Below are 22,847 nucleotides of genomic sequence, written 5' to 3'. Positions count from 1 at the left end.
AATGAGTTAGTGATTGATAACAATCTAAAAACGAAATGAGGCTGATGAGAATGGAAAAAGAGATTGTAATTGGAACAACGGGCGGGACGGAAACAGCGATTAGGGAGGCACTTGTCAAACAACGTGGTGATTCCCAGTTGGACACCATCGATGTCGACCGAAACGCCCAGGTCATCGTCGACCTTTCTATCGAAATCGACGCTCCACAGGAGACTGTATGGCGGATACAGACAGGCATTGATCAATGGCCTACTTGGCAGAAAAACGTCTCCCAGGCGCGGTTATCCGGTCCAATCGCGGTAGGAAGCACCTTCCAGTGGGAGACGCATAGGCTACCCATCGTCTCCACCATCCGCGAGGTCGACCCTATAAGACGCATCGTCTGGGGGGGACCAGCACTAGGCATCGAGGGTGTTCACGTATGGACCATCACCCCTACCTCCAAAGGAGTCGTCGTGAACACCATCGAGTCCTGGGATGGTCCACCAGTAGCCGCTGACCCCGATGGCATGCGCGCGGCACTCACGTCCTCACTCAATGCCTGGCTTGCCGATCTCAAGACGACTGCCGAGGCCGCAAGAGAAACGATAGCTTAATAAAAAGAGTGCTTACCTGTTGCACTGATCAGATAACTAATGTATATTAGTTCTATTATTGATCAATCACTATCGAAGAGGGGGGTTAAAATGGCTAAATCTGATGCAACGTCTGTTAATCGAAGATCAGACATTATCTCCGCGGCGATTGAAGTTTTTGCGGAAGTAGGCTACTACCGTGCAACGACCCTTCAAGTGGCAGAACGGGCGAACATTTCTCAGCCCTACGTATTCCGGTTTTTCTCGACGAAGGAGCATTTGCTGCTAAGCGCGTTAGAAGTTTCTTGGTCTAGGGTCGTTGAAGCATTCCGTAAAGTGGTGGAAACGACATCGCCGGAATTGCTGGAGGCAACGCTTATTCTGGAGTACGAGAATATTCAGGAGAAGAACCGGAATGAGATACTGCTGCAGATGCAGGCGCAGACTATTCGGGAAGAAGCGATTCAGAATACGATGCAAGGCGGTTTTAAGGAAGTCCGTGAAATGGTACTGACAGCGTTCCGTGAAGCTGGCATCGAGAAGCCCGAAGAGCGGACGATGCTTTTCCTCGCCCGTGGAGTGCTATGTAATGTAGCCCTTGTGCTAAATATGCCCGAATTGATGAAGGGGTGAGAAAAAATTTCCAAAGTTGTTATTGATCAATTACTAACTGTGTGTTATATTGATTTCATAAGTTAGTAATTGATCAATCACTAATACGGAAAGCGAGGCGATTCAGGACATTTTACTTATTGGAGCAATTTGAGCAACAACACAAAAAGGATCGTATCAAATCAACACAATGATAGAATGGTTCAAATTTTTTTACTCAGCAGTAATTAATCAATCAATAACAGGAGGAGATTCCGATGAGTTCTATGGTTCAAACGACAATTACAAATTCCCGCATGGTAGCCTATAGGTGGTGGGCATTAATCGCGCTGGCTCTCGCGCAATTTTTAGTGGTGCTAGACGCATCGATCGTTAACATCGCACTCCCCTCACTCGGCTCGGAGCTTCACCTTAGTACGAGTACGCTGAGCTGGGTTATAACAATATATGTGCTTCCTTTCGGCGGGATGCTACTTCTCGGCGGAAGGCTATCGGACCGATTCGGGCACCGAAGGTTGTTCATGATTGGAGTCACCGGATTTGCACTGGCATCAGCTGCAGCTGGACTTGCAACATCGGGAGCCTGGTTACTCACTGCGAGAGCCATTCAGGGCGCATCGGCCGCACTGCTTGCCCCGGCGGCGCTTGCCCTTGTTACTAAATTGTTTGTAGATCCACGTGATCGGGCTAAGGCACTCGGCATCTGGGGGGCAGTTGCAGGCATCGGCAGCGCGGCCGGCGTTCTTTTGGGTGGTGTACTGACGGCATCGCTGGGCTGGTCATCGGTTTTCTATGTAAATGTACCTGTTGCCGTTTTGGTTCTTGTTTCTGTGCCCTTTCTTGTCGTAAAGGACGCAATCGGCTCTCGTGTTAATTTAGATGTACCGGGCTCAGCTACAGTAACATCCGGCATTGTCGCGCTCGTAGCCGCACTTTCCGGGACGGAGCAGGTGGGCTGGATGGCTCCGCAGACGCTGGTGCTTATGGGCTTGGCAGTTGTGCTGCTTGGATCCTTTATCTTCATTGAGAAACGTGCGTCTAATCCGCTTATGCCGCTAGGCATTTTCCGCAACAAGTCGGTTGCAGGCGGTAATCTAGCCATGCTCCTTATCGGTGGAGCAACGACGGGACTTTTCTTCGCGCTCTCTGTGTACATGCAGCAAGTCCTTCATTACGGCGCGTTAAAAGCAGGACTCACTCAGCTCCCGCTGGCCGGCGCACTGGTCATGATCGCTGGAGTTGTTCCCGCCATAATCAAAAGCATCGGTACACGTAATACGTTGGCTGTGTCGCTCATCCTACTTGCCGCTGGGCTGATCTGGTTGTCTTTCTCACCAAGTGACGCTTCGTTCACAACCCATCTACTTGGACCTTCGATCTTGATCGGGATCGGACTCGGCGGGGCATTCGTCTCAGGAACGGAGCTTGCCGTGCATGGCGTGGCTGACGCAGAGGCGGGACTTGCAAGCGGCTTGATTAATACAACGCAACAGATCGGCGGAGCTATTGGCCTCGCGCTACTTACAACAGTGGCGTCATCTCGAGTGGATCACTTGATGAACAGTGGTGTAGTGGAAGCAAAAGCATTGACAGGTGGATTTTCCTGGGTATTCCTTGGCGCAGCCGGATTTGCAGTAATCGGCGCGATCGTAGTTCTCACGCTGATTAAGTCCCCCTCATCCCCTGTAGTTAGTGATTAATCAATTACAAAGGAGCGATTTAAATGATGAAAGCAATGGTAGTTAGATCAGGTAGTGGTTGGGGAAAAGCATTGATAAAGCAATTAATTGAATCGAATGTAGAAGTCGTAGCTTATTCCGGTTCGAAACAGAAGCTGGAGGCGCTGGAGGAGACATTCTCTTCTTCATCGCTTCTACGAACCGTACGAGGAGATGTGGGGAAGCCGAGCGAGCTACTGGCAGCAGCGGAAGGTGTCAATGTGATTTTCTGCGGCGCTTACTTATCCTACGACGATAATCCGGGGAAGATGCAGCGAATGCTCGAGGCAGTGCGGAGCGTCGCTGCAGTGACCGGAGCTAGGACGGTAATTCTCGAAGGGATTTATTATCGCGACGATGAAAATCCCATCTCTCTGTCTGAAGCGTCTATGCGAATCATGATTCCGGAGTTGTTCGGCGAGGGTGTTTCCAACACGATCCTTCACTATGCACTTCGCAAAATGATCCATGGAAAACCTATCCATCGTGTCGTCGATCCAACTGTCAGAAGAGACTATCTATACGTGGAGGATGCCGTTAGATATGTGCATGAGTTGGCCTTCGCAGACTCCGCTTACGGAAGGGACTGGATCTTACGGAGCGGCGGTCAAATCTCACAGAAGGAACTCCTCGATCTTGCGGGTTCAGTTGTTCAAAGAGCCCCACGAATCGAGCCGAGCGGCGGGTGGCACCTACGATTGCTGAGATGGTACGAACCCCGGGTGGAAAGAATGCTCGATCAATATGAGCAGATCGGTGCCAATATCAAGGGGCAAGGGATCGAAGAATATTGCGGCTCCAATTCCACGCCTTATCACGAAAGCATAGCTTCGACAGTAAAGCACATGGCGAAGAAGCTTCAAGGTGGGATGCATGTTGACTAGAAGGAAAACGGTAATCTATGTAGGGATTCTTTTGCTAATCGTACTTATGATTGGCGCGGCAGTATCGACCTATTTGTGGCAAATGCGGCTTCAGAAGCCGGTAGAGATGAGCATGGCACACCATACGATGGGCGGCATGACTGAGATGGCAGGGATGGGGCATATGGAGCACATGGCGGGCATGGAGAATTCCCCTGCAGAAGGCGAGTTGTCTTGTGATTCCCTGACTGCTCCTGAATCATCCGCCCCAATTCGCAAGTTCGAACTGACGGCAGCGCAAACGACGTTGAAGCTGGCGAATGGCGAGAAGGTTAAGGCTTGGACCTTTAATGGTTCTTCTCCGGGTCCCGAGCTTCGTGTGACGGAGGGTAATAGAGTGGTTATTACTCTCCATAACAAGGACATCGAAGACGGTGTTACGATTCATTTCCACGGGATTAAGGTTCCGTGTTCGCAGGACGGCATTGCAGGATTAACACAAGATGCTGTGCTACCTGGAGGCCAGTTTACCTACACGTTCATCGCGACGACTCCAGGTACTTATTGGTATCACTCCCATCAGATGAGCTCCATTCAAGTCAGCAAGGGGCTTCTGGGGGCACTGATCGTTGAACCAAAAACAGGATACCAATCAGATGCTCCAATATCGGATACGACTGTACTTTATCAACAACTGGATTCTTCCATGCTGGTAAACGGAAGGGCGGAAGGAATAGCAGTCCCCGGCCAGCCAGGCGAACAGGCCAGGCTAAGGCTGATCAATGCCGGTAATGAAACGATGGAATTCAATATCGACGGGGCATCTTTCCGGGGTGTGGCGATGGATGGTCACGATCTTCATGAACCCGGGTTGCTGGAAGGAGTGAGAGTTCCGATCGGAGCCGGACAGCGCTACGATCTGCTTATTCAAGTTCCGAATACGGGCAAAGTAATCATCAGTAGTCCAATGGCAAAGAACTTGCCGATTACGATCGGCAGTGGAAGCGAGCCTCAGCATTCGGATGGCGGACAGCTATTCTCGTTCATTGACTATGGTACTCCGCTTCCTAACGATACCACCCTGTATGTTCAACCAGATCGGCTTTTCAATCTTGAGCTAGGTCAGAACCTTTTCGTCAAATCCATTAACGGCAAAGCCTTTAGCGATATCCCCCCAATGATTGTAAAAGAAGGGGATCATGTACGCATCAATGTTTCCAATAGAGGTGGAGGTGACCATCCGTTTCATATTCATGGACATGTGTTCCGCGTCTTGAGCAAGAACGGCGTTGCCTTACGCGGTAGTCCGGTGTATCTGGATACACTTTTGACAAAGGAGGGTGAGACCTACGAGCTGTACCTGGAAGCCGATAATCCGGGCCTCTGGATGGTACATTGCCATAATCTCAAGCATGCCTCGATGGGTATGAGCATGATGTTGGATTACGAAGGCATTTCGACATCATACCGCTTGGGAACCAAATCGGGCAATCTTCCAGACCTTTAATGCAACCGATAATTTAGTTATTCACAAAGGAGCCAATTTTCTGATGAGAGATACAAAGTCATTCGTTTGTCGTCAGTCAGATATCATAGCTGCAGCCATTGATGTATTTGCTGAGATCGGCTATTTCAGAGCGACAACGAGACAGATTGCGGATCGAGTACAAATCTCGCAGTCCTATGTTTTCCATTTCTTCGCATCAAAAGAGAAGCTGCTTATGACTGCACTTGAGGTATCCTGGTCTCGGATTATCGCATCCTTCCGCGAAGTGGTAAAGTCTGCGTCTTCAGAACGGATTCAGGAAGGTGCGATCCAAGAAGTTATGCAGCGTGGGTTCCGGGAAGTGCACATGATGGTACTAAAAGCCTTCAGTCAATCCAAGATACCGAATCCCGAGGAGAAGGCGATGGTGTTCCTTTCAAGAGGGGTGCTATTTAATATAGCTGTGGCTATACGCCTGCCTGAATTGAAGGAGAGCTGAAGGGCAGGCAATATCCAAGTTGCAACAGCTCATTCATAGGTTAATGATCTGTGACCTCATATTACGAACAGGAGGATAGTGAATTCTTTCGGCAGCCGCTAAGATTTTTTGGCGGCTGTAACCCAATATTTCCAATACATCAAATGAAAGCTGCCTGTCAAACAGGCGGCTATTTTATTGGGAAATTATCAGTCTTAATTTAAATAGCTTGCTTTAAATATATGTATGCGATATATTGCATATTAGAAGATGGGAAGTGAGGATGATAATTATGCCGGTTCCTAAAAATTTTGTCTCGCCTGCACGAATATCTGCAAAAGAAAGAGCCTTCTCTCAAATACAGCGATGGATTATTGATGGTACGCTGCAACCCGGGGAGAAACTGATCGACGCAGAATTGGCGGAGTCGCTTGGCGTAAGCCGCACGCCTATTCGGGAAGCCTTTCAGTTGCTCGAAGTACAAGGGCTCGTCTCTATGCATCCTGGAAAAGAAACAAAAGTCACGGAAATAGAGAAGGATGACATCTTCAAGATGTATTCAACGATGGCGGCTCTTCAAGCTCTAGCAGCTGAAGTGTCCGCAAAAATTATTGTGCCCGAGCAAATCGAGCAATTGAGGGCGATTAATCTGGAATTTGAAAGCTCCATTAAGAGCGGTCAGGCATACCAAGCCATGGAGGCGGACGAACAATTCCATAACCTGATTATTGAACTTTCGGACAATCCTTATATCGCTTCATTCAGCTCATCGCTTCAGATCCATATCCGCCGTTTTAAATATGTATTCCTAAAGCAGCCGATCACAGCGACTCAAGCTTCAGTCGATGAACATGCAACGATAATTGCTGCTTTTGAGAACAACGATAGCAAACGCGCTCAGGGCATGATGAAGCAAAATTTCATCCGTCCGATGCAGGAACTGCACGGACTACTATAAACAAAGAGGGGCGAGTAACATTGGGAAAAGGACAAGATCTTCGTATTCGCAGCAAGGTCATCAGCGAGGGTGCCAACCGGGTACCGAACAGAGCGATGCTGCGCGCTGTTGGTTTTACAGATGAGGATTTCAAAAAGCCGATGATTGGCGTAGCCAGCACGTGGAGTGAGGTTACTCCGTGCAATATGCACATCAATGAATTGGCCGTTCAAGCCAAGCATGGGGTACATAACCATGGCGGTGCACCGCTGATCTTTAATACGATCACAGTCTCAGACGGCATATCGATGGGGCATGAAGGCATGCTGTTCTCGCTGCCAAGCCGGGAAGCCATCGCGGATTCGATTGAAATTGTTACAGGAGCCGAGCGCTTTGACGGTGTTGTGGCGATCGGTGGGTGCGACAAAAATACGCCTGCCTGTCTAATGGCGATCGGACGGCTGAATATTCCTTCCGTTTACGTATATGGAGGGACGATTCAACCGGGCAAGCTCGACGGTAAAGACGTCGATATCGTTACAGCTTTCGAAGCGGTCGGACAATATCATGATGGAAGAATGACGGATGAACAGCTTCATAAGGTGGAATGCAGCGTCTGCCCGGGTCCGGGAGCTTGCGGCGGCATGTACACTGCAAATACAATGGCTGCAGCTGCAGAGGCAATGGGCATGAGCCTGCCCGGTTCCTCCTCTACGCCGGCAATCTCGTCTGATAAAGCGGCAGAATGTGCCGCGGCCGGCAAACAGGTCATTTCGCTACTGGAACAGGGGATCTATCCGAAAGACATTATGACGAAAAAAGCATTTGAGAATGCGATTACGGTCGTTATGGCTTTGGGCGGTTCGACCAATGCGTTCCTGCATTTGCCCGCCATTGCGCATTCGGTAGGCGTCGATTTAACACTGGACGATTTTGAGCGGATCCGCCTGCGTGTACCTCATCTAGCAGATCTGAAACCAAGCGGCCGATATGTCATGCAGGATTTGAACGATATTGGCGGCATTCCTGGCGTCATGAAGTTATTACTCGCAGAGGGACTTCTTCACGGTGATTGCCTGACGGTTACAGGTAAGACCTTGGCGGAGAATCTAGCCGAAGCAGCTCCGTTGCAGAAAGATCAGGAGATTATTCGCCCGATTAGCATGCCGCTGAAGCCGAATGGCCCCTTGGTTGTGCTTAGAGGCAACCTAGCCCCTGAAGGTGCCGTTGCCAAAATGTCAGGAATGAAGAAGCTGCGTTTTGTCGGCCCGGCAAAGGTGTTTGACAGCGAGGATGAGGCAACGGAAGCTATTTTAAGAAATGAAATCCATAAAGGGGATGTAGTGGTTATCCGCTATTGCGGCCCAAAAGGCGGGCCAGGTATGCCAGAGATGCTGTCGGTTACCGCGCTAATTGTAGGTAAGGGTCTTGGCGGGGAAGTGGCCCTTATGACCGATGGCAGGTTCTCGGGCGGCTCGCATGGCTTCGTTGTCGGCCATGTATCACCTGAAGCACAGGTAGGTGGGCCGATCGCGTTGCTCAGGAACGGGGACATCATCACTATCGACAGCGAATCGCAGCAGATGATGTTTAACGTGACAGAAGAGGAGCTGGCTGCTCGGGCGCAAGCATGGGTGCAGCCTCCACTCAAAGTAAACGCTGGCGTACTCGCCAAATATGCAAGACTTGTCTCTTCTGCGTCTAAAGGTGCAGTAACAGATATTTTTGAATAAATATCCATCACCTATTCCAGATGTTTTCACAGCCCTTATTGAGCTTACGGGGAACGATAGTTCAATAACCAGGTAGACATTCCTTGTTTATCTTTTCAAAGGTAATGAATGGTTACTTCGCTTCGTATAAGAAAAAGAGCAATAAGATGGATTTGCCAATGCAAGACTCACCTCCATTAGAACTTTAAAAATGAAAGGCCTTGGTGTTACTGCATTTGCGGTGATGCTGAGGCTTTTTACTTATGGACAGAGAGCAGCTAAATCTTACTGGATTTCAGCATCCGATTTTTCTTGTAAAATCGACAAAATTTTCATAGCAGATTTAGCGATATTAGTTTATGATATAGATATTTTAGTTCTTTATAACTATATTTGAGTGAAAAGTGGCGCCAATTAACGACAGGGGAGGAGTGCGAACCGGTTAGGCTAACTAATTTTATGGGAATAAAGACCTATCTAAGTGATAGGCTTAATGATTAGATTATAAATTGTAGTCGGAGGAATAGAAAGATATGTTATCAACTGGATTATTCAAAAGAAATAAGCGAATTTTAGTCTCCGTCATGAACGTGCTTTTGGTGCTGGCCGTGTTGACTGTACAGTTCGCGTTTGGCGCAAGCAGCGCCAAAGCGTCAAATGTACTGGTGTGGAATAATCTAGAGCCCGTTGCAACGACGTCCCAATCGGCTTGCTCCCTTTCCGTATCTGCGCTGAATGGGGTTCCATATGTTGCCTATTGCGATGAGAACAAACAGGTATGGGTAAAAAAGTATAATGGCACAGGATGGGACACGCTGAGCGACACAGCAATAGGAACGGCTGCAGCCGATTCTGCCTTGGCTGGTAATAAAGCGGTGGTCCTGTATATCGATCCGGCTGATTCTGACGCTGTTCCTTATGTCGCTTACACAGACGCCGATTACAGGCTTTGGGTCAAGAAATTTAACGGCAGTAGTTGGGACACGCTGGGCGGAGGAGCAGTGTCGGAGGGCGGAGCGGCATACATTAACCTCTATGTTAGAGGCGGTATTCCCTATGTTGCTTATTCTGACTATCACTATGACATGAAAGCGACAGCAAAAGCGTACGGCAGCGTTTCGGGCACTTGGAACACATTGGGGAGTCCTGGTTTTACGACGAATCAGGCTTATTTTATTACGTTTAGTACAGTTGCGGGCACATCTTTCTTGGCCTTCTCGACAAAAGATGGTACGAATAAGTTTCATGCCAATTTGGTTCATTTTGCTTCTGGAGCTTGGACTGCGGACACATTGAGTGGAAATCCAGGTCACATTTTGCTCACCAGCGATCCGTTCATCAACGAATCTGGCTATTATATATATTTCTCGGAAGGCGATACGGATAATCCGAACGACTATAGCGTTAGTCGACGGAATGGGAATTATTATTATATGGCAAAAGATTCGGCTTATGCCGATAAACTGACGCTATATACAGGTACTTCTAGCTGGTCTCTCGTCGGCAACGCGCCAGCCTCTACGGTTGAGCCGGCTAATAATAATTATGGGCTTTATATTACAGCCGACGGCACTCCTTTTGTAGCCTATGCAGACCTGTCAGGAACAATCAGAGTCAGTTCTTTGTATCCGCCCTCTCCGACATTGGCTGCTGATTCAACAGACAATGACTCCCTTCATGATATTGTGATCCCATTTACAGATAACGCTAATTGGCGTAACGCTATTAAGGCGGTAATGGACGGCGACACCACGTTGACTCCGGGTGTGGATTATGCAATCGATGCAGGAAATATTGTATTCTACGCGGGTAAGTTGCAGACTGGACGCCATACCTTAATAATAACTGCTTCCGGATACGCAGATGCGACTGTGATTCAGGATGTCAACGCACTATCTGCAAATGCAGCCTTAAGTTCGCTGAATTTAAGTGATGTTACGCTTGATCAAACCGTGAGTGGAAATGTGTACGTCTACACAGCGGCAGTGACAAACGATGTTTCAGTAACCACAGTCACCTATACGACTGCTGACAGCCATGCAACGGCTGTATTGAAGCTTAATGGCGTCCCGGTGAATAATCCAGTCCCGCTGAGTGTAGGCTCTAATGTTATTAGTGTTGTGGTTACCGCACAAGATGGAACGATGAAAAGCTATTCGGTGACGGTTACTCGGGCTGGTTCAAGTAATGCAGCTTTAAGTTTATTGAACTTAAGCGACATCACACTGGATCAAACAGTGAGTGCAAATACGTATGCTTACACGGCGACTGTACCTAACAGTGTAACTCTCACGACAGCTACATATACAACTACCGATATTCATGCGACTGCAGTCATGAGTTTGAACGGGGAACCAGTTAACAATCCGATCAGTTTAAATGTAGGATCAAATATCATTAACTTTGTAGTTACTGCGCAGGATGGAACGGCGAAAACGTATACGGTCAGTGTTACACGAGAACCTCAGCTGGTTACTGCTATCACAGTGTCTAGTACGAGTACGACAATGTACGTTGGAGATACGCTTCAGTTCGGTGCAAATGCAGCCCCTGACAATGCAACGGATAAAACTGTTATTTGGTCGGTAGTTCCTAGCACAGGGATAGCCACGATCAATGACGATGGCGTGCTTGTCGCAACTCAAGCGGGTATTGTTACCGTTCAGGCAACCGCACATGATGGATCCGGTGTAGTAGGAAGCAGTGTTGTTACAATTGATACGCGTTCTTCTAACGATGACATTCAACCTGCTATTCCGAAACTTGAAACTGTGCCGAGTCCATCTCCGACACCTAATCGTGGAACGGATGTGTTTAATTCGGATGTAGTGAAGGGTGACAGTAATGTTGTAAAAAATATCGAGACCCGGATTCAAGAAGCTAATAAAGCTTCAGATGCAGTTAATCCTTCGGACACCAAGGGACATTGGGCTGAGAGGACCATTACTACTTTTGTAAAGCTGCACGTGATTGATGGTTACGACGATGGTACGTTCAAGCCGGACGGTAACATCACACGCGCTGAGTTTGCAGTGATCTTGAATCGTGTGTTCGATTTAAAGGGTGGTGACAATCCTAGTACTACATTGAAGGACATTGATCGTCACTGGGCAAAAGATGCTCTTAAAAAGCTCCAAGACGCAGGGGTAATTGGCGGCTACGATGACGATACGTTTAAGCCGGATAACACGATTACACGGGAGGAAATGGTTATCATGTTATCCCGCGTAGTCAACCTTAACAATTTGGAGAAGGACGCGACCAAGGGGAACTTCACTGATTTGAAGGATTCTTACGCTGCAAACGAGATCAAAGCTTTAGCCCAAGCTGGTGTCATCAGCGGTGAAGCGGATGGGAAGTTCGATGCCGAAAGAAATGCCACTCGTGCAGAGGCTTTGCAGATCATTTTGAAAGCGCTGGAGCTTAATCCGCAACTGAAGACGCTGTTGGATTCGCTCAATTAATCGTGTTGTGTATGCATAATAGAAGGTAGGTTTTTAATAGGGTTTTCCTCAAATTATACCACCTTTCCAAATAACAGAAGCATCCGCGGCGAAGTGTGAATTTTCTGAGCCACGGTTCACCTCCATACGTACTTTAGGAGAGCTCGCTTTTGGGCTCTCTTTTCCATTTTATCGGCAGTTTCGTACTACGTATGGTGGCTATAAAGCTTGCTGTAGTGGTCGTGAAGCGAAAGACATCACCGTAAAATCGGCGATGTCTTTCTTGCGGTTCAGCTACAAAACTTCAAAATCTACTGTTCGAATTTTTCCGTTTTTCTGCCGGCAGTATGGCCTCGATTACGTCCCAATGCTCGGCGATCTTTCAAGGATATGAAGCGACAACGATCCAGGATATTGCCGATCGGGCTATGATCAATCGAAATACCTTTTATCTTCACTATCAAAATAAGCCAGCTGACCTACTTTTAGGACAGCCCCTGTGCTTCAAAATTCCATATTGCCCAATCCAAAAAAATTTGCTAAACTTGTATTACAAGTTACGAGTTGGGAGGTGAAGATGATGATAAGAGCCATCGAAAAGCAGAATGTGGTGGATGAGGTGTACGATCAGATTAAAAGCCACATTATTACTTCCAAATGGAAACCGGGTGACAAGATTCCTTCTGAGAATGAATTGTGCCAGATGTTTAATGTGAGCCGAATTAGTGTGAGAAGTGCAATTCAGAAACTTAGAGGTTTAGGGATTATTACTACGCACCATGGTAAAGGGTCATTTGTCTCTCCTTCGGTCAATGAGGTCATTCTTAATGGATTTTTCCCGATTATGAACCTGAGTGAGAAAGAGTTTGTGGACATGATGGAGTTCCGCGAAACGATTGAGTTCAAGTGCATTGATTTGGCGGTTCAACGGGCCGATGAGCAGGATATTCAGGAAATTGGCAAAGCGCTGCAAAAAATGCTGGCCAACAAAGATGACTACGTGAAATACTCCGTTCACGATTATGAATTCCATTTTAATATTGTAAAGGCTTCAAAAAATGATTTGTTCATTAAACTTATGCAAGTTGTGAAGGAACCGTTTTCCTACTATCTGGAAGAGTTGAACCGCGTCTTTGGCGTGAGTGAGGAAAGTTTGCAGGGGCACATTGACCAGTATGAAGCCATTCGTACTAGGGATGCACAAAAGGCAAAAGAGTTAATTGAATTTGGCATGCAAGAAAATCGCCATAAAATACAGCAATTGAAGAGCAAAAAAAGCTGATTTATCTTTTTACATATAACTTGTATTACAACTTACATCATACCAGTTGGAAAGCTTTGGTTATTAAGCTTTAGAATTTTACCGATCTCATAAAAATAGAAATTCTAAGCTTTTAACATATATTTTTCAAAAAAATATTGGAGGGTTGTTGTATGAAAATGAAAAGGGTTTCAGTGATGTCGTTGGCTGTTGTTTTAAGTGCAAGCATTGTGGGTTGTTCCTCGAATACAGACAAAGCAGCAAATACGGATAATGCTGCAAAGGGAGCGACTACAGGGCAAGTGTCCGGAGGGGCAGATAAAAACAAACCCGTCACTTTGACGATTATGTCTGCAACTCAGACGGAAAAGCCTGGCGGAGATATCGAAAAAGAAATTGCAGAAGCTTACATGAAACTGCATCCCAATGTCAAAATCGAGTTTATGGGCATTCCGATGAATGACATGTATAAGAAAATTTCGGTACTCGCTGCGGCTGACCAAATGCCGGATGCTTTTACAAACACCCCGGAATATATGTATAACGCCTACGGTATGAATGTCACGGAGGATTTGACGAAGCTTCTTGGCGCTGATTATTTGAAGGAGTTCTATCCTAATGTCATTGAAGAGTCCAGTATCGACGGGAAATTGCAGTTTATCCCATGGACATCGACGCCTCAGGCTTTGATTTATCGTGCGGATATGTTTGACAAGGAAGGACTGAAAGCTCCGGAAACCTGGGACGATTTCCTTGCCGCCGCTCAAAAGCTGACCAAGGATACAAATGGTGATGGTAAACCGGATCAATGGGGCTTTGCCATGATTGGCACGCGCAACACTTCAGGCGGAACTCGTTTCCTGCCGGTTCTTCGCTCTTTTGGTGCGGAAGAAGTACGCAAAGATGCAAATGGTAAATGGGTAACGGATTTGGATTCGGCTAAAGCCAAGGATGCGCTTCAGTTCTATGCCGATCTTAATAATAAATACAAAGTCGTACCGACGGGAGTAACGGAAACGGGTTTCCCTGAAGCAGCCAGCATGGTAGCCACAGGTAAGGCAGCTATGTTGATTAGCGGTCCGAATGCGCTTGGTACAATCCTTTCTCAAAACCCAGAGCTAAAAGGCAAACTCTACAGTGCCCCAGTACCGATGAAGGAAAAGCATTCTGCAACTTTCGGGCTGCTTGGTTATTCGGTCTCAGCGTCAAGCAAGAACAAGGAAGCGATCGCAGACTATCTCAAGTTTCTCTTGAACAATGAGAACGCTCTTAAGTTCGCCGATGGTACAGGCCCGCTGCCGACGAAAGTAGCACTGGCATCCAGCCCATCGCTCAGTGCGCCGGATAAGGCTGGATTCGTTAAGGCGCTTCAATACGCCTATCATGCGCCTACGATTTCTACGTATTCACAGTTCTATGATATCGTTGCCGAAGCTTATCAAGGCCTATTGGCTTCCAACTCGAAAATGACGGCTGACGATGCGATGAAAAAAGCAGCAGCACGTGCAAATGAATTAATTGCAAAAGAAGGAAAATAAGAATTTACGTATTTTTTCCCCGTTGGTTTTCTGAGGAAGGGATTCCTTCTTCAGAAAACGTTTGGAAAGGAGGAGGACAGTGAAAACCGCAATTGTTAAGAAAGAGTGGTGGGCCGCTTATGGGTTCATTCTTCCGGCTGCGATTACACTCTTATTGTTGGTAACGTATCCTTTGGTTTACGGAGCCTACATAAGTTTTTTCAATACGAACTTGGTAAATAAATGGAATTTCGTTGCACTAAGCAATTATGTAGATATTTTCTCAACCTTCCAGTTCGTCGGCAATATTATCATGACGTTGAAATACACGTTATTGACCGTACTTGGCCACTTCGCCATTGGCATTGTTCTTGCGCTCATACTGAATATGAAATTACCAGGTATAACGGTTTTTCGGACGATTCTCATTCTCCCTTGGCTGCTGCCGGAAGTTGTGGTCGGGTTGTTGTGGAAATGGTTATTCAATCCGATGTACGGCCTCTTTAACGACTTTCTGTTACGACTTCATGTGATCGATGATCCCGTTTCTTGGTTGGGCGATGCATCGTACGCCTTTATTGCCATTGTTATTGTTTGCGTATGGAAGGGTTACCCGATGGTGATGATGATGGTTCTTGCCGGGCTTCAGTCCATCTCGCAAGACACCTATGAGGCAGCCAAGATTGATGGCTGTAATCGACTGCAGTCGTTCCGTTATGTTACGTTGCCGGGGCTGCTTCCTGTCATAGTGGTCACACTGATTCTGGATACAGTGTGGTGGTTCAAACATTTCACCATGATTTGGTTGCTGACGGAAGGTGGGCCAGGGGACGCTACTAACGTCGTGAGCATTGATATCTTCAAACAAGCCTTCCAATTCTTTGATTACGGGAAAGCTGCAGCAATGGCAGTTATCGTGTTCTTTGTATGCTTCTTAATCGGATTCTTATACAGGAGGCTGTTCGGCAATGACAACGACTAATGGAAACGGACGCATGTTCAATCTGATCATGTATTTGATACTGGCAGTTGCCTCTATCTGCGTACTCGTTCCAGTGTTGTGGATGTTATCGACGGCACTGAAACCGATGGATGAGGTGATGGTGTCTCCACCGAGATGGATACCGGAACATATCACCTTTGAAGCGTTCACGAGAATATGGAAGGACTATCCTTTCGGAACGTATTTCTACAACAGCATTATTATTGTTTTAGTTTCCACTGGTATTTCTCTGGTGTTCTCCGCACTAGCAGGATACGGTGCATCACGTTTTCAGTTTCGCGGAAAAGGGACGTTCCTGACCTTTTTATTAGTTACACAAATGTTTCCATCCATTATGCTCCTGATTCCATTCTATAAAGTTCTGAAAACGATCGGTCTGGTGGATACACATTGGGGATTAATTCTGGTTTATATCTCTTTTTCAGTTCCTTTTTGCACGTGGCTAATGCTCGGTTTTTTCAAGGGGATCCCCAAAGAGTTGGATGAAGCGGCAACGATCGATGGCTGCGGCCGAGTCCGGACATTTGTACAAATTATTCTGCCTCTGTCGCTGCCAGGTTTGGCGGCAACCGCGATCTATTCCTTTATTGTAGGTTGGAATGAATATATGTTCGCTTTTATTTTGACGACTTCTGAAAATATGAAAACTTTACCGATTGGTATCGGACAATTGAACGGATTTTATAAAATTGTATGGAACGATTTAATGGCGGCATCTATTTTATCGAGCTTGCCGTTAATCATCCTCTTTATCTTCCTGCAAAAATATTTTATCAGCAGTTTGACAGCAGGTGCCGTAAAACAATAGAGATATTCGGATAGGAGAAACAGAATGATTACCATACGCGATGTAAAAACAATATTGACGGCCCCGGAAGGCATTAACTTGGTGGTCGTAAAAATTGAAACTTCAGAACCGGGCCTTTATGGCTTGGGGTGTGCGACATTTACCCAAAGATATTTGACTGTTGCGTCAGCAATTGAAGACTACTTAAAGCCTTTTTTAATTGGAAAAGACGTGCAACGTATCGAGGACATTTGGCAAACAGCGATGGTTAGCGGTTATTGGCGGAATGGACCGGAATTTAACAATGCGCTTTCCGGTGTCGATATGGCGTTGTGGGATATAAAAGGTAAAATTGCCGGATTGCCAGTCTATCAGCTGCTAGGTGGCAAATGCCGGGAAGGGGCTGCGATTTACAAGCATGCCGATGGGTCTAGCAAAGAAGAAGTAGAGGAAAATGCAAGAGCATTTATGGAACAAGGGGTACGGTATATCCGCTGTCAGATGGGATTGTATGGCGGCCGTGGTCAAAGAATCTTTAAACCTGAGAACGCATTGGATGGCGTCTATTACGATCCAAAAGCGTATATGAGAGGGATCGTCGAGCTGTTTGAACACTTGCGCGGGAAGCTTGGCTGGGAGATTGAATTTATTCACGATGTGCATGAACGATTGTCTCCGATTGACGCGGTGGCATTCGCGAAGCAAATGGAGCCGTTCAATCTGTTCTATTTGGAGGATGCGCTGCCGCCAGAACAAATCGAATGGTACAGAACCATTCGTCAACACACCGTGACGCCAATTGCCATGGGCGAACTGTTTAATAACCCAAATGAATGGCTGCCGCTCATGTCCAATCGGTTGATAGACTTTATCCGTGTACACATTAGCCAAGTTGGCGGCATCACGCCTGCTAAAAAAATGACTTCGATGGCAGAGGCTTTTGGCATCCGAACGGCATGGCATGGGCCAGGAGATGTTTCGCCAGTGGGACATGCGGCAAATGTTCACTTGGACATTAGCAGCATCAATTTTGGGATTCAGGAATGGAATGGGTTTAAAGAAGAAGTGTACGAAGTATTCTCCGGCTGCCCTGAAGAGAAAGACGGATATGTGTATCCGAATGATCTTCCTGGATTGGGCATCGATATCGATGAAGAAAAGGCAAAGAAATATCCATGTTCGAACGTACTGCCGAAGTGGACGCTAGCCCGTTTGCCAGACGGTACTTCGGCTCGCCCTTAATAGAAGAGAGTTTGGTCCGCTTCCACGGCCCACTTCCAATAAAGTACTTAAAGACACCCTCCTGGGTGTCTTTTGTCGTAGGTCAGTAGGGGTAAGCATATATTTGGATGACTTAGGTGCAGGTTATTCCTCTCACAACTACTAGAAGCGGCTCCCCATTGATTACACTCAAGGCCCTATAAACTTGACACGATCAGATCTTTTCTTGTTTGATAGAGTGTGTCCAGCTTGCTGAGGTCTTCAATGGTGAGCTTACCAATCCATAGTAATCAATGAGGAAGGGAACCCCCATGCAAACACTCAGAAAAATCACAGACTTTGACATACAAAACGGAGCCTTCACGCTGCTGGATCGCGTCTCGCGCTATGCCGCGAGAGGTGTTCTGCTGGATCAGGACGGGAACGTGGCGATGATGGACATGACGCGGATAGGGCTGCTCAAGCTGCCTGGCGGAGGCATTGAAGCCGGGGAGGACGCGCGAGAGGCCTTTCTGCGCGAGATTCAAGAGGAGACCGGCTGCTCGGCGGAAATTGTGCATGCCTTGGGCTATATCGAAGAGCATAAATGGCGCAATTCGTTTATGCAGCATTCAGCCTGCTTCATCGCGAAAGCAACAGCGGTGGGCGGCCCTGTGTCCTTCACTCGGCAGGAGGCTGCCCTAGGGATGCAGGTGACTTGGTTGGCATTGCCGGAGGCCCGGGAGCGCCTGGCAGAGGCATTGCGGGATGTCGTAGACTACTCAGATCGTTTTATGCTGATGCGCGATCTTACGATTCTGGACGAAGCCGCCAAATGGCTGGCTGGGTACGGCACGACGATCCCAATCCGCGCGTTAAAATACGGCAACCGACCGCACTACGACTGGGAAACGACGCTGCTGGAACGAGGAGACGCTCATCTCTTCGTGCTGGGGCACCACGGCCGGAAACTGCGGCACTATACAAAGGGGAAGACGTTTACGATCGATCGGTGGACGGTTGAATTTTTTCCATTGGATGCCTGGTTTACTGTCAGTGCGGACATTGCCGACGGGCGGATTGTCCAGTATTATTGCAATATTTGCGAGCCGCCTCGGCTAGATCAGGACGGGGTTTCGTTTATTGATTTGGATCTTGATCTTATCTATCGAGACGGCGTCTGGAAAATCGTGGATGAGGATGAATTTGCGGAGCATACGCTGAAATTCGGGTATCCGCCTGAACTGGTGGACCGCGTATGGCAAGAGTTGGCGAAGCTGCAGGCGAGGATTGCGTCGAGGCAGTTCCCTTTTGACGGGTCGATGGAACGGTTTGTCAGCCAGGCACCGCAAGAGGTATGACTAGCAAAATGCAAGAAGACGAGCTCGCGCAGCTCGCCTTTTCTATGACTCGACGTTAAGGATAACGTCCGGGGTGTAAAGCTCATAGGCTTCGCTGTCATGCACATAGCGAATCTTCAATGCAGCACCTGCCTGCCGAAGGCATTGGCGAATCTGAGCCATGGCGCCGAAAAGCTGCGCAGCCGCCTTCTTCGGCTCACTTTGCGGCCAGAAGGTGTCCGCTAAAAGCTCTTTACTCACCAAACGGTTGTGATGTTGGAACAAAAAAGCGAAGAGCTCCTGCGCCTGCGTCGTGCGCCAGGGGATGTCCGGCAGAGGCGCCACCTCGCGGCGAGCTCGATCCTTCCTCTCCTCTACCCGCTGAACGGTTTGAAGCAAGCGGCTGCGCTGCAACGGCTTGAGCACGTAATCAAGCTGATTGATCTCGAACGCTTCGATCGCATACACATCATAGGCCGTCATGAAAATAATGTCGGCCAATGGACACGTCTGCAGCAGCTCATCCGCAACCTGCATGCCATTAATCTCGGGCATATGAATATCCAGAAAGACGATATCCGGCTGAGACAGACGGGCGGCTTGCAGCGCCTCAGCAGGGTCTGTATACGCCGCCGCGACGGTAAGGGAGGTCAGTTCCGTCAACATTTTGTCCAACTGCAGCAAGGCAAGCCGCTCATCATCGATTAAAAGTACCCGAAGCACGTTCATCCCCCCTTCTTTGTTTCATGCTGGCTTTTGACGATTTCAAAAGAAACCCGTGTCCCCTCGCCGGGACGGCTGTGGATCGTGAGCCCGGCGCCGTACATTTGCTTCAAACGCCGATTCGTATTCCACACCCCGATGCCGCTGCGCCCCTTAGCCGCAGGATCCAGCAGTTGGCGCACGTGCCCTTCTTCCATACCGACACCATCGTCTTCGACCGCAATATGGATCACATCGGACTGTTCCATGATCCGAATCGACAGCGTTCCTCCTTTAGAACGGCTGAGCAATCCATGCTTGACCGCATTTTCGATCAAAGGCTGCAGCACGAGCGGCGGGAGGAGCTGCTGCAAGTCTGCCTGCACGTGCCAATCGACGGTGAGCCGATCTGCAAATCGGGCTTGTTCAATAAACAGATACGATCGCACAAGCTCCAGCTCGTTGGCGAGAGGCACAAGCTGCTCCAGGTTCCACATATCGAAGCTGATGCGCAGATACGCGCTGAACGCCGCAATGAGCTCATTCATTTGATCCGTGTCGACGCTGCTTAAAGCGGTTATTGAATTTAATGCATTGAACAAGAAGTGCGGTTGAATCTGCGCTTGCAAATAGGCGGCTTCCATCCGCAGACTGTGACTGACCGACTGCCGGAGCGTCACCAGGGCACGCACTCTCGCCCGGAGCTCTACGACATCGGTCGGCTTCGCGACGTAATCATTCGCGCCGGAAGCAAAGCCGGCGTATACGTCCTCTGCTCCGCTGCGTGCCGTTAGCAGCAGAATCGGGAGCTCGAAGCTCGAATACCGCTCGCGAATACGCTTCGCCAGCTCATAGCCTGACATATGCGGCATCATCACATGCGCAATGACCAGGTCCCAAGGGCGTTCCGTCAGCCGGGCAATGGCTTCCTGACCGCTCGAGGCCGCGGTAATCTCATAAGGTTCCTCCCAAAGTAGGGCGCTGAGAACGCCCAGATTAACAGGGTCGTCATCGACCGCCAAAATGTGGAATCGCCCTGAGTCTTGCCCGAGCCCAGGCTTCAGCGTAGTTGCACCTTCCATGCTATGGAAGGTGTAGGACATATCCCCTGTCTGCGGGGATAGTGGGCTTGCAGCTGCGGTTGAGCCTGCTTTTTCGGCTAAAGGCAGTGTAAAAGTAAAAGTCGCCCCTTGGCCAGCTAGCGACTCTAACGTCAAGGACCCGCCTTGCAGCTGGATCAGCTGCCTGCAGAGGCTGAGTCCCGGCCCCATCCCTTCGCCATTGCCGGCGCTTCCGTGCGCATAGGGCTGGAAAACGCTTTGCAGCGCTTCTGCATCCAAACCTGCGCCAGTATCGACGATATGCACATACGCCATGTGTCCCCGAGCCTCGGCCTTTATCGTAACGGTGCCTTCGTTCGTAAACTTGATCGCATGCCGAAGCAGGCTGAACAGGATCTGAATGACGCGCTGTTCGTCTGCGATCACAGGCGGGAACGGCTCAGAAATGTCCATTTCGAAGCGAATTGGCTTGCTCGTCATGAATCGCACCATGTCCAGCACACCGGAAACGACGGAGGCAAGCCGCAGCTCGTTCAAGCGAAGGAGGAGGCGATTCTCTTTAATGAGCACAAGATCCGACAATTCGTTGACCATGAACGACAGGCGGTGACCGATCGTAATCAGCAGCTCCAGATCGGCATCATGTTTCCTGTCCGGAGTTTCCTGTCCTCTCTCCCGCACAGACTGAGCGATATTGATCATATCGTGCAGCGGCGTTCTTAATTCGCGCGAGGTGGAGGCGAGGAATTCATCTTTCATTTTATCCGCTTGCTGAAGCTCCTGCGCCAACCGGGTCGCCTGCTCGGCATGCCAGAAATACTGTTTGAACCAATAGGCGGCGAAGCTCACGATCGCGAAGAAGATATCGAAAGGATAATAGCCGAAATCCAGGTGAGTCCGGTTTTTGATAATGCCCCAAATAATGCTTGATGTCACCCCAGAAATCGCGACCAACAGGTAAATAGCGTCGCGATGCTGTTTGTTTGCCATTCTCAACATATAGACAGGCGCATAAATCGTGGAGAACAACGTGATCAGCGTATAGAGGATATTGCATTCGACCAGTAGCTTGGCGGGGGCCAATAAAACAAAGAGCACATAGGCAAAGCAGCAGCGGTAATACCAATAAAATAGCCGGTTCTTTCGATTTTGCGGAAATAACCCTTCGGTCATTTTTAGAACGAAAATCCCTGTTCCTGTATAGGATAGATACACCAATTTCACAGTCCACTCATAATTGATGGCCGGAAACATTCGCACCAGCAGCTTGTCGTCATCGATTAGAATGCATAGCATCAAGGCTAAGGTAAGCAGAAAGAAATAGGCAGGCATCTTCTGGCGGCGGTTAAATAGAAAGAGTAAGCCGGCATATATCCCGTGCAGACCGATCACAACAGCAAATCCGAACTGAAGAGCGACTTGTTCCAGTCGTTCCTTTTCGGCCGCAGCTGCACTTCCCAGTCGGATTGGCCGCAGGATACCGCCCCCCGGTGGATATTTATAGTTGGCGACCTGGAGAACGAGTTCGATTTCATGTTCATTCGTCTGAAATGAGGTAGCGTATGAAAGGGTTTTCGCTTCATAGCGTTCCGCCTGTTCGGCTGGCTGCCCCAGTTTCATGAGGGACGTGCCGTTAACGAACAATTCCGAGGAGGTGCGAATGTTAGGGACGATCAGTCCATAAGAAAAACCAGGCTGCTGGTCGACCAAAATACGCAGCCGATACGTGCCATAGCCGTAAGAGGAGCCGTCCGGCATGGCTGAATTCCAACGGCCGGGGACATGCAGCAGGCTCGGTTGCAGCAGAGGCTCAGCGCTCGCTGTGGCCTGGGGGAACAGCCATTGCCCAGGATAAAACGCCCATTCCCCCTCCAAGGCGATGGTTCGAGTGCTGGCAAAATCCCAGTTCCGCAAATCGATGACCCCCTGCACGGCCGGCGGATGAGGAGGATCCATATGCCGGGACACCCACAGCAGGCGCAGACCGGTAAGCAAGAATAGAACCAATATAAGAATCAGCGTTATTTTACGTTTCGTCATAATTCCTATATAGTTCGACAAAAGCTGCCGAATTCCTGCCTTTACGATGGGGTCTATCGATCCGCATGCCACGATACACCGGCATACCTGTGCCGTGATCAGGCACTATGAA

At 48.5% G+C, this 22,847-nt stretch carries 17 protein-coding genes and 1 pseudogene; 16 read left to right on the top strand and 2 right to left on the bottom strand.

The features are described from left to right. The first annotated feature begins 50 nt into the window (after positions 1–50). The 16 genes and pseudogenes from EJQ19_RS24925 (at position 51) to EJQ19_RS32675 (ending at position 18,953) form a co-directional block, all read left to right on the top strand. Positions 51–596 carry an SRPBCC family protein gene (locus tag EJQ19_RS24925; protein ID WP_126143944.1) on the top strand — a complete coding sequence of 182 codons (546 nt, stop codon included), beginning with the start codon at positions 51–53 and terminating at the stop codon, positions 594–596. 90 nt (positions 597–686) lie between these two features. Continuing rightward, on the top strand, positions 687–1,208 hold the full coding sequence (locus tag EJQ19_RS24920; protein ID WP_126143943.1) for a TetR/AcrR family transcriptional regulator: 522 nt from the start codon (positions 687–689) through the stop codon (positions 1,206–1,208). 236 nt (positions 1,209–1,444) lie between these two features. Continuing rightward, the gene (locus EJQ19_RS24915) at positions 1,445–2,887 is read left to right on the top strand and encodes a DHA2 family efflux MFS transporter permease subunit (RefSeq protein ID WP_126143942.1); all 1,443 of its coding nucleotides are present in this window, start codon (positions 1,445–1,447) and stop codon (positions 2,885–2,887) included. Positions 2,888–2,910: 23 nt separating this feature from the next. Beyond that, complete coding sequence (locus EJQ19_RS24910) at positions 2,911–3,789, top strand: NAD(P)H-binding protein (protein WP_126143941.1); 879 nt, start codon at positions 2,911–2,913, stop codon at positions 3,787–3,789. Further along, positions 3,779–5,275 (top strand): multicopper oxidase family protein, encoded by a 1,497-nt coding sequence (locus tag EJQ19_RS24905; protein ID WP_126143940.1) that lies wholly within the window; start codon positions 3,779–3,781, stop codon positions 5,273–5,275. Before EJQ19_RS24910 ends, EJQ19_RS24905 begins: the two co-directional genes overlap by 11 nt. Positions 5,276–5,318: 43 nt before the next feature. Next, the gene (locus EJQ19_RS24900; protein WP_126143939.1) at positions 5,319–5,753 is read left to right on the top strand and encodes a TetR/AcrR family transcriptional regulator; all 435 of its coding nucleotides are present in this window, start codon (positions 5,319–5,321) and stop codon (positions 5,751–5,753) included. 271 nt (positions 5,754–6,024) lie between these two features. After that, positions 6,025–6,690, top strand: coding sequence for a GntR family transcriptional regulator (locus EJQ19_RS24895; protein ID WP_126143938.1), 666 nt, complete (start codon positions 6,025–6,027; stop codon positions 6,688–6,690). 20 nt (positions 6,691–6,710) lie between these two features. After that, positions 6,711–8,402, top strand: coding sequence for a dihydroxy-acid dehydratase (gene ilvD / locus EJQ19_RS24890; RefSeq protein WP_126143937.1), 1,692 nt, complete (start codon positions 6,711–6,713; stop codon positions 8,400–8,402). 512 nt (positions 8,403–8,914) lie between these two features. Next, positions 8,915–11,845: an S-layer homology domain-containing protein gene (locus tag EJQ19_RS32680; RefSeq protein ID WP_241243078.1), complete on the top strand. Its 2,931-nt coding sequence runs from the start codon at positions 8,915–8,917 to the stop codon at positions 11,843–11,845. 362 nt (positions 11,846–12,207) lie between these two features. Continuing rightward, a pseudogene (locus EJQ19_RS24880) lies at positions 12,208–12,309 on the top strand (helix-turn-helix domain-containing protein); the annotation flags it as partial. Positions 12,310–12,401: 92 nt separating this feature from the next. Continuing rightward, positions 12,402–13,106, top strand: coding sequence for a FadR/GntR family transcriptional regulator (locus EJQ19_RS24875; RefSeq protein WP_126143936.1), 705 nt, complete (start codon positions 12,402–12,404; stop codon positions 13,104–13,106). Positions 13,107–13,258: 152 nt separating this feature from the next. Further along, positions 13,259–14,623 carry an ABC transporter substrate-binding protein gene (locus tag EJQ19_RS24870; protein WP_126143935.1) on the top strand — a complete coding sequence of 455 codons (1,365 nt, stop codon included), beginning with the start codon at positions 13,259–13,261 and terminating at the stop codon, positions 14,621–14,623. A 79-nt stretch (positions 14,624–14,702) separates the two neighbouring features. Beyond that, positions 14,703–15,584 carry a carbohydrate ABC transporter permease gene (locus tag EJQ19_RS24865; RefSeq protein WP_206438483.1) on the top strand — a complete coding sequence of 294 codons (882 nt, stop codon included), beginning with the start codon at positions 14,703–14,705 and terminating at the stop codon, positions 15,582–15,584. Further along, the gene (locus tag EJQ19_RS24860; protein WP_126143934.1) at positions 15,571–16,413 is read left to right on the top strand and encodes a carbohydrate ABC transporter permease; all 843 of its coding nucleotides are present in this window, start codon (positions 15,571–15,573) and stop codon (positions 16,411–16,413) included. Before EJQ19_RS24865 ends, EJQ19_RS24860 begins: the two co-directional genes overlap by 14 nt. Before the next feature lie 24 nt (positions 16,414–16,437). Further along, positions 16,438–17,634 (top strand): enolase C-terminal domain-like protein, encoded by a 1,197-nt coding sequence (locus tag EJQ19_RS24855; protein ID WP_126143933.1) that lies wholly within the window; start codon positions 16,438–16,440, stop codon positions 17,632–17,634. A 290-nt stretch (positions 17,635–17,924) separates the two neighbouring features. Further along, a complete protein-coding gene (locus EJQ19_RS32675; protein ID WP_241243077.1) occupies positions 17,925–18,953 on the top strand; it encodes a DUF402 domain-containing protein in 1,029 nt (342 codons plus the stop codon). A gap of 42 nt (positions 18,954–18,995) precedes the next feature. Here EJQ19_RS32675 and EJQ19_RS24845 read toward each other — a convergent pair whose 3' ends face one another. Together EJQ19_RS24845 and EJQ19_RS24840 are read right to left on the bottom strand one after the other, a co-directional pair. Next, a complete protein-coding gene (locus tag EJQ19_RS24845; RefSeq protein WP_164716711.1) occupies positions 18,996–19,655 on the bottom strand; it encodes a response regulator in 660 nt (219 codons plus the stop codon). Between the two features lie 2 nt (positions 19,656–19,657). Continuing rightward, positions 19,658–22,756 (bottom strand): ATP-binding protein, encoded by a 3,099-nt coding sequence (locus EJQ19_RS24840; RefSeq protein WP_241243076.1) that lies wholly within the window; start codon positions 22,754–22,756, stop codon positions 19,658–19,660. Between the last annotated feature and the right edge of the window lie 91 nt (positions 22,757–22,847).

Origin of the sequence: Paenibacillus whitsoniae, assembly GCF_003955665.1 — a bacterium.
Taxonomy (GTDB): Bacteria; Bacillota; Bacilli; order Paenibacillales; family NBRC-103111; genus Paenibacillus_E; species Paenibacillus_E whitsoniae.
Note: the sequence above shows the minus strand (reverse complement) of the source record. Positions and strands in the feature narration are given on the sequence as shown.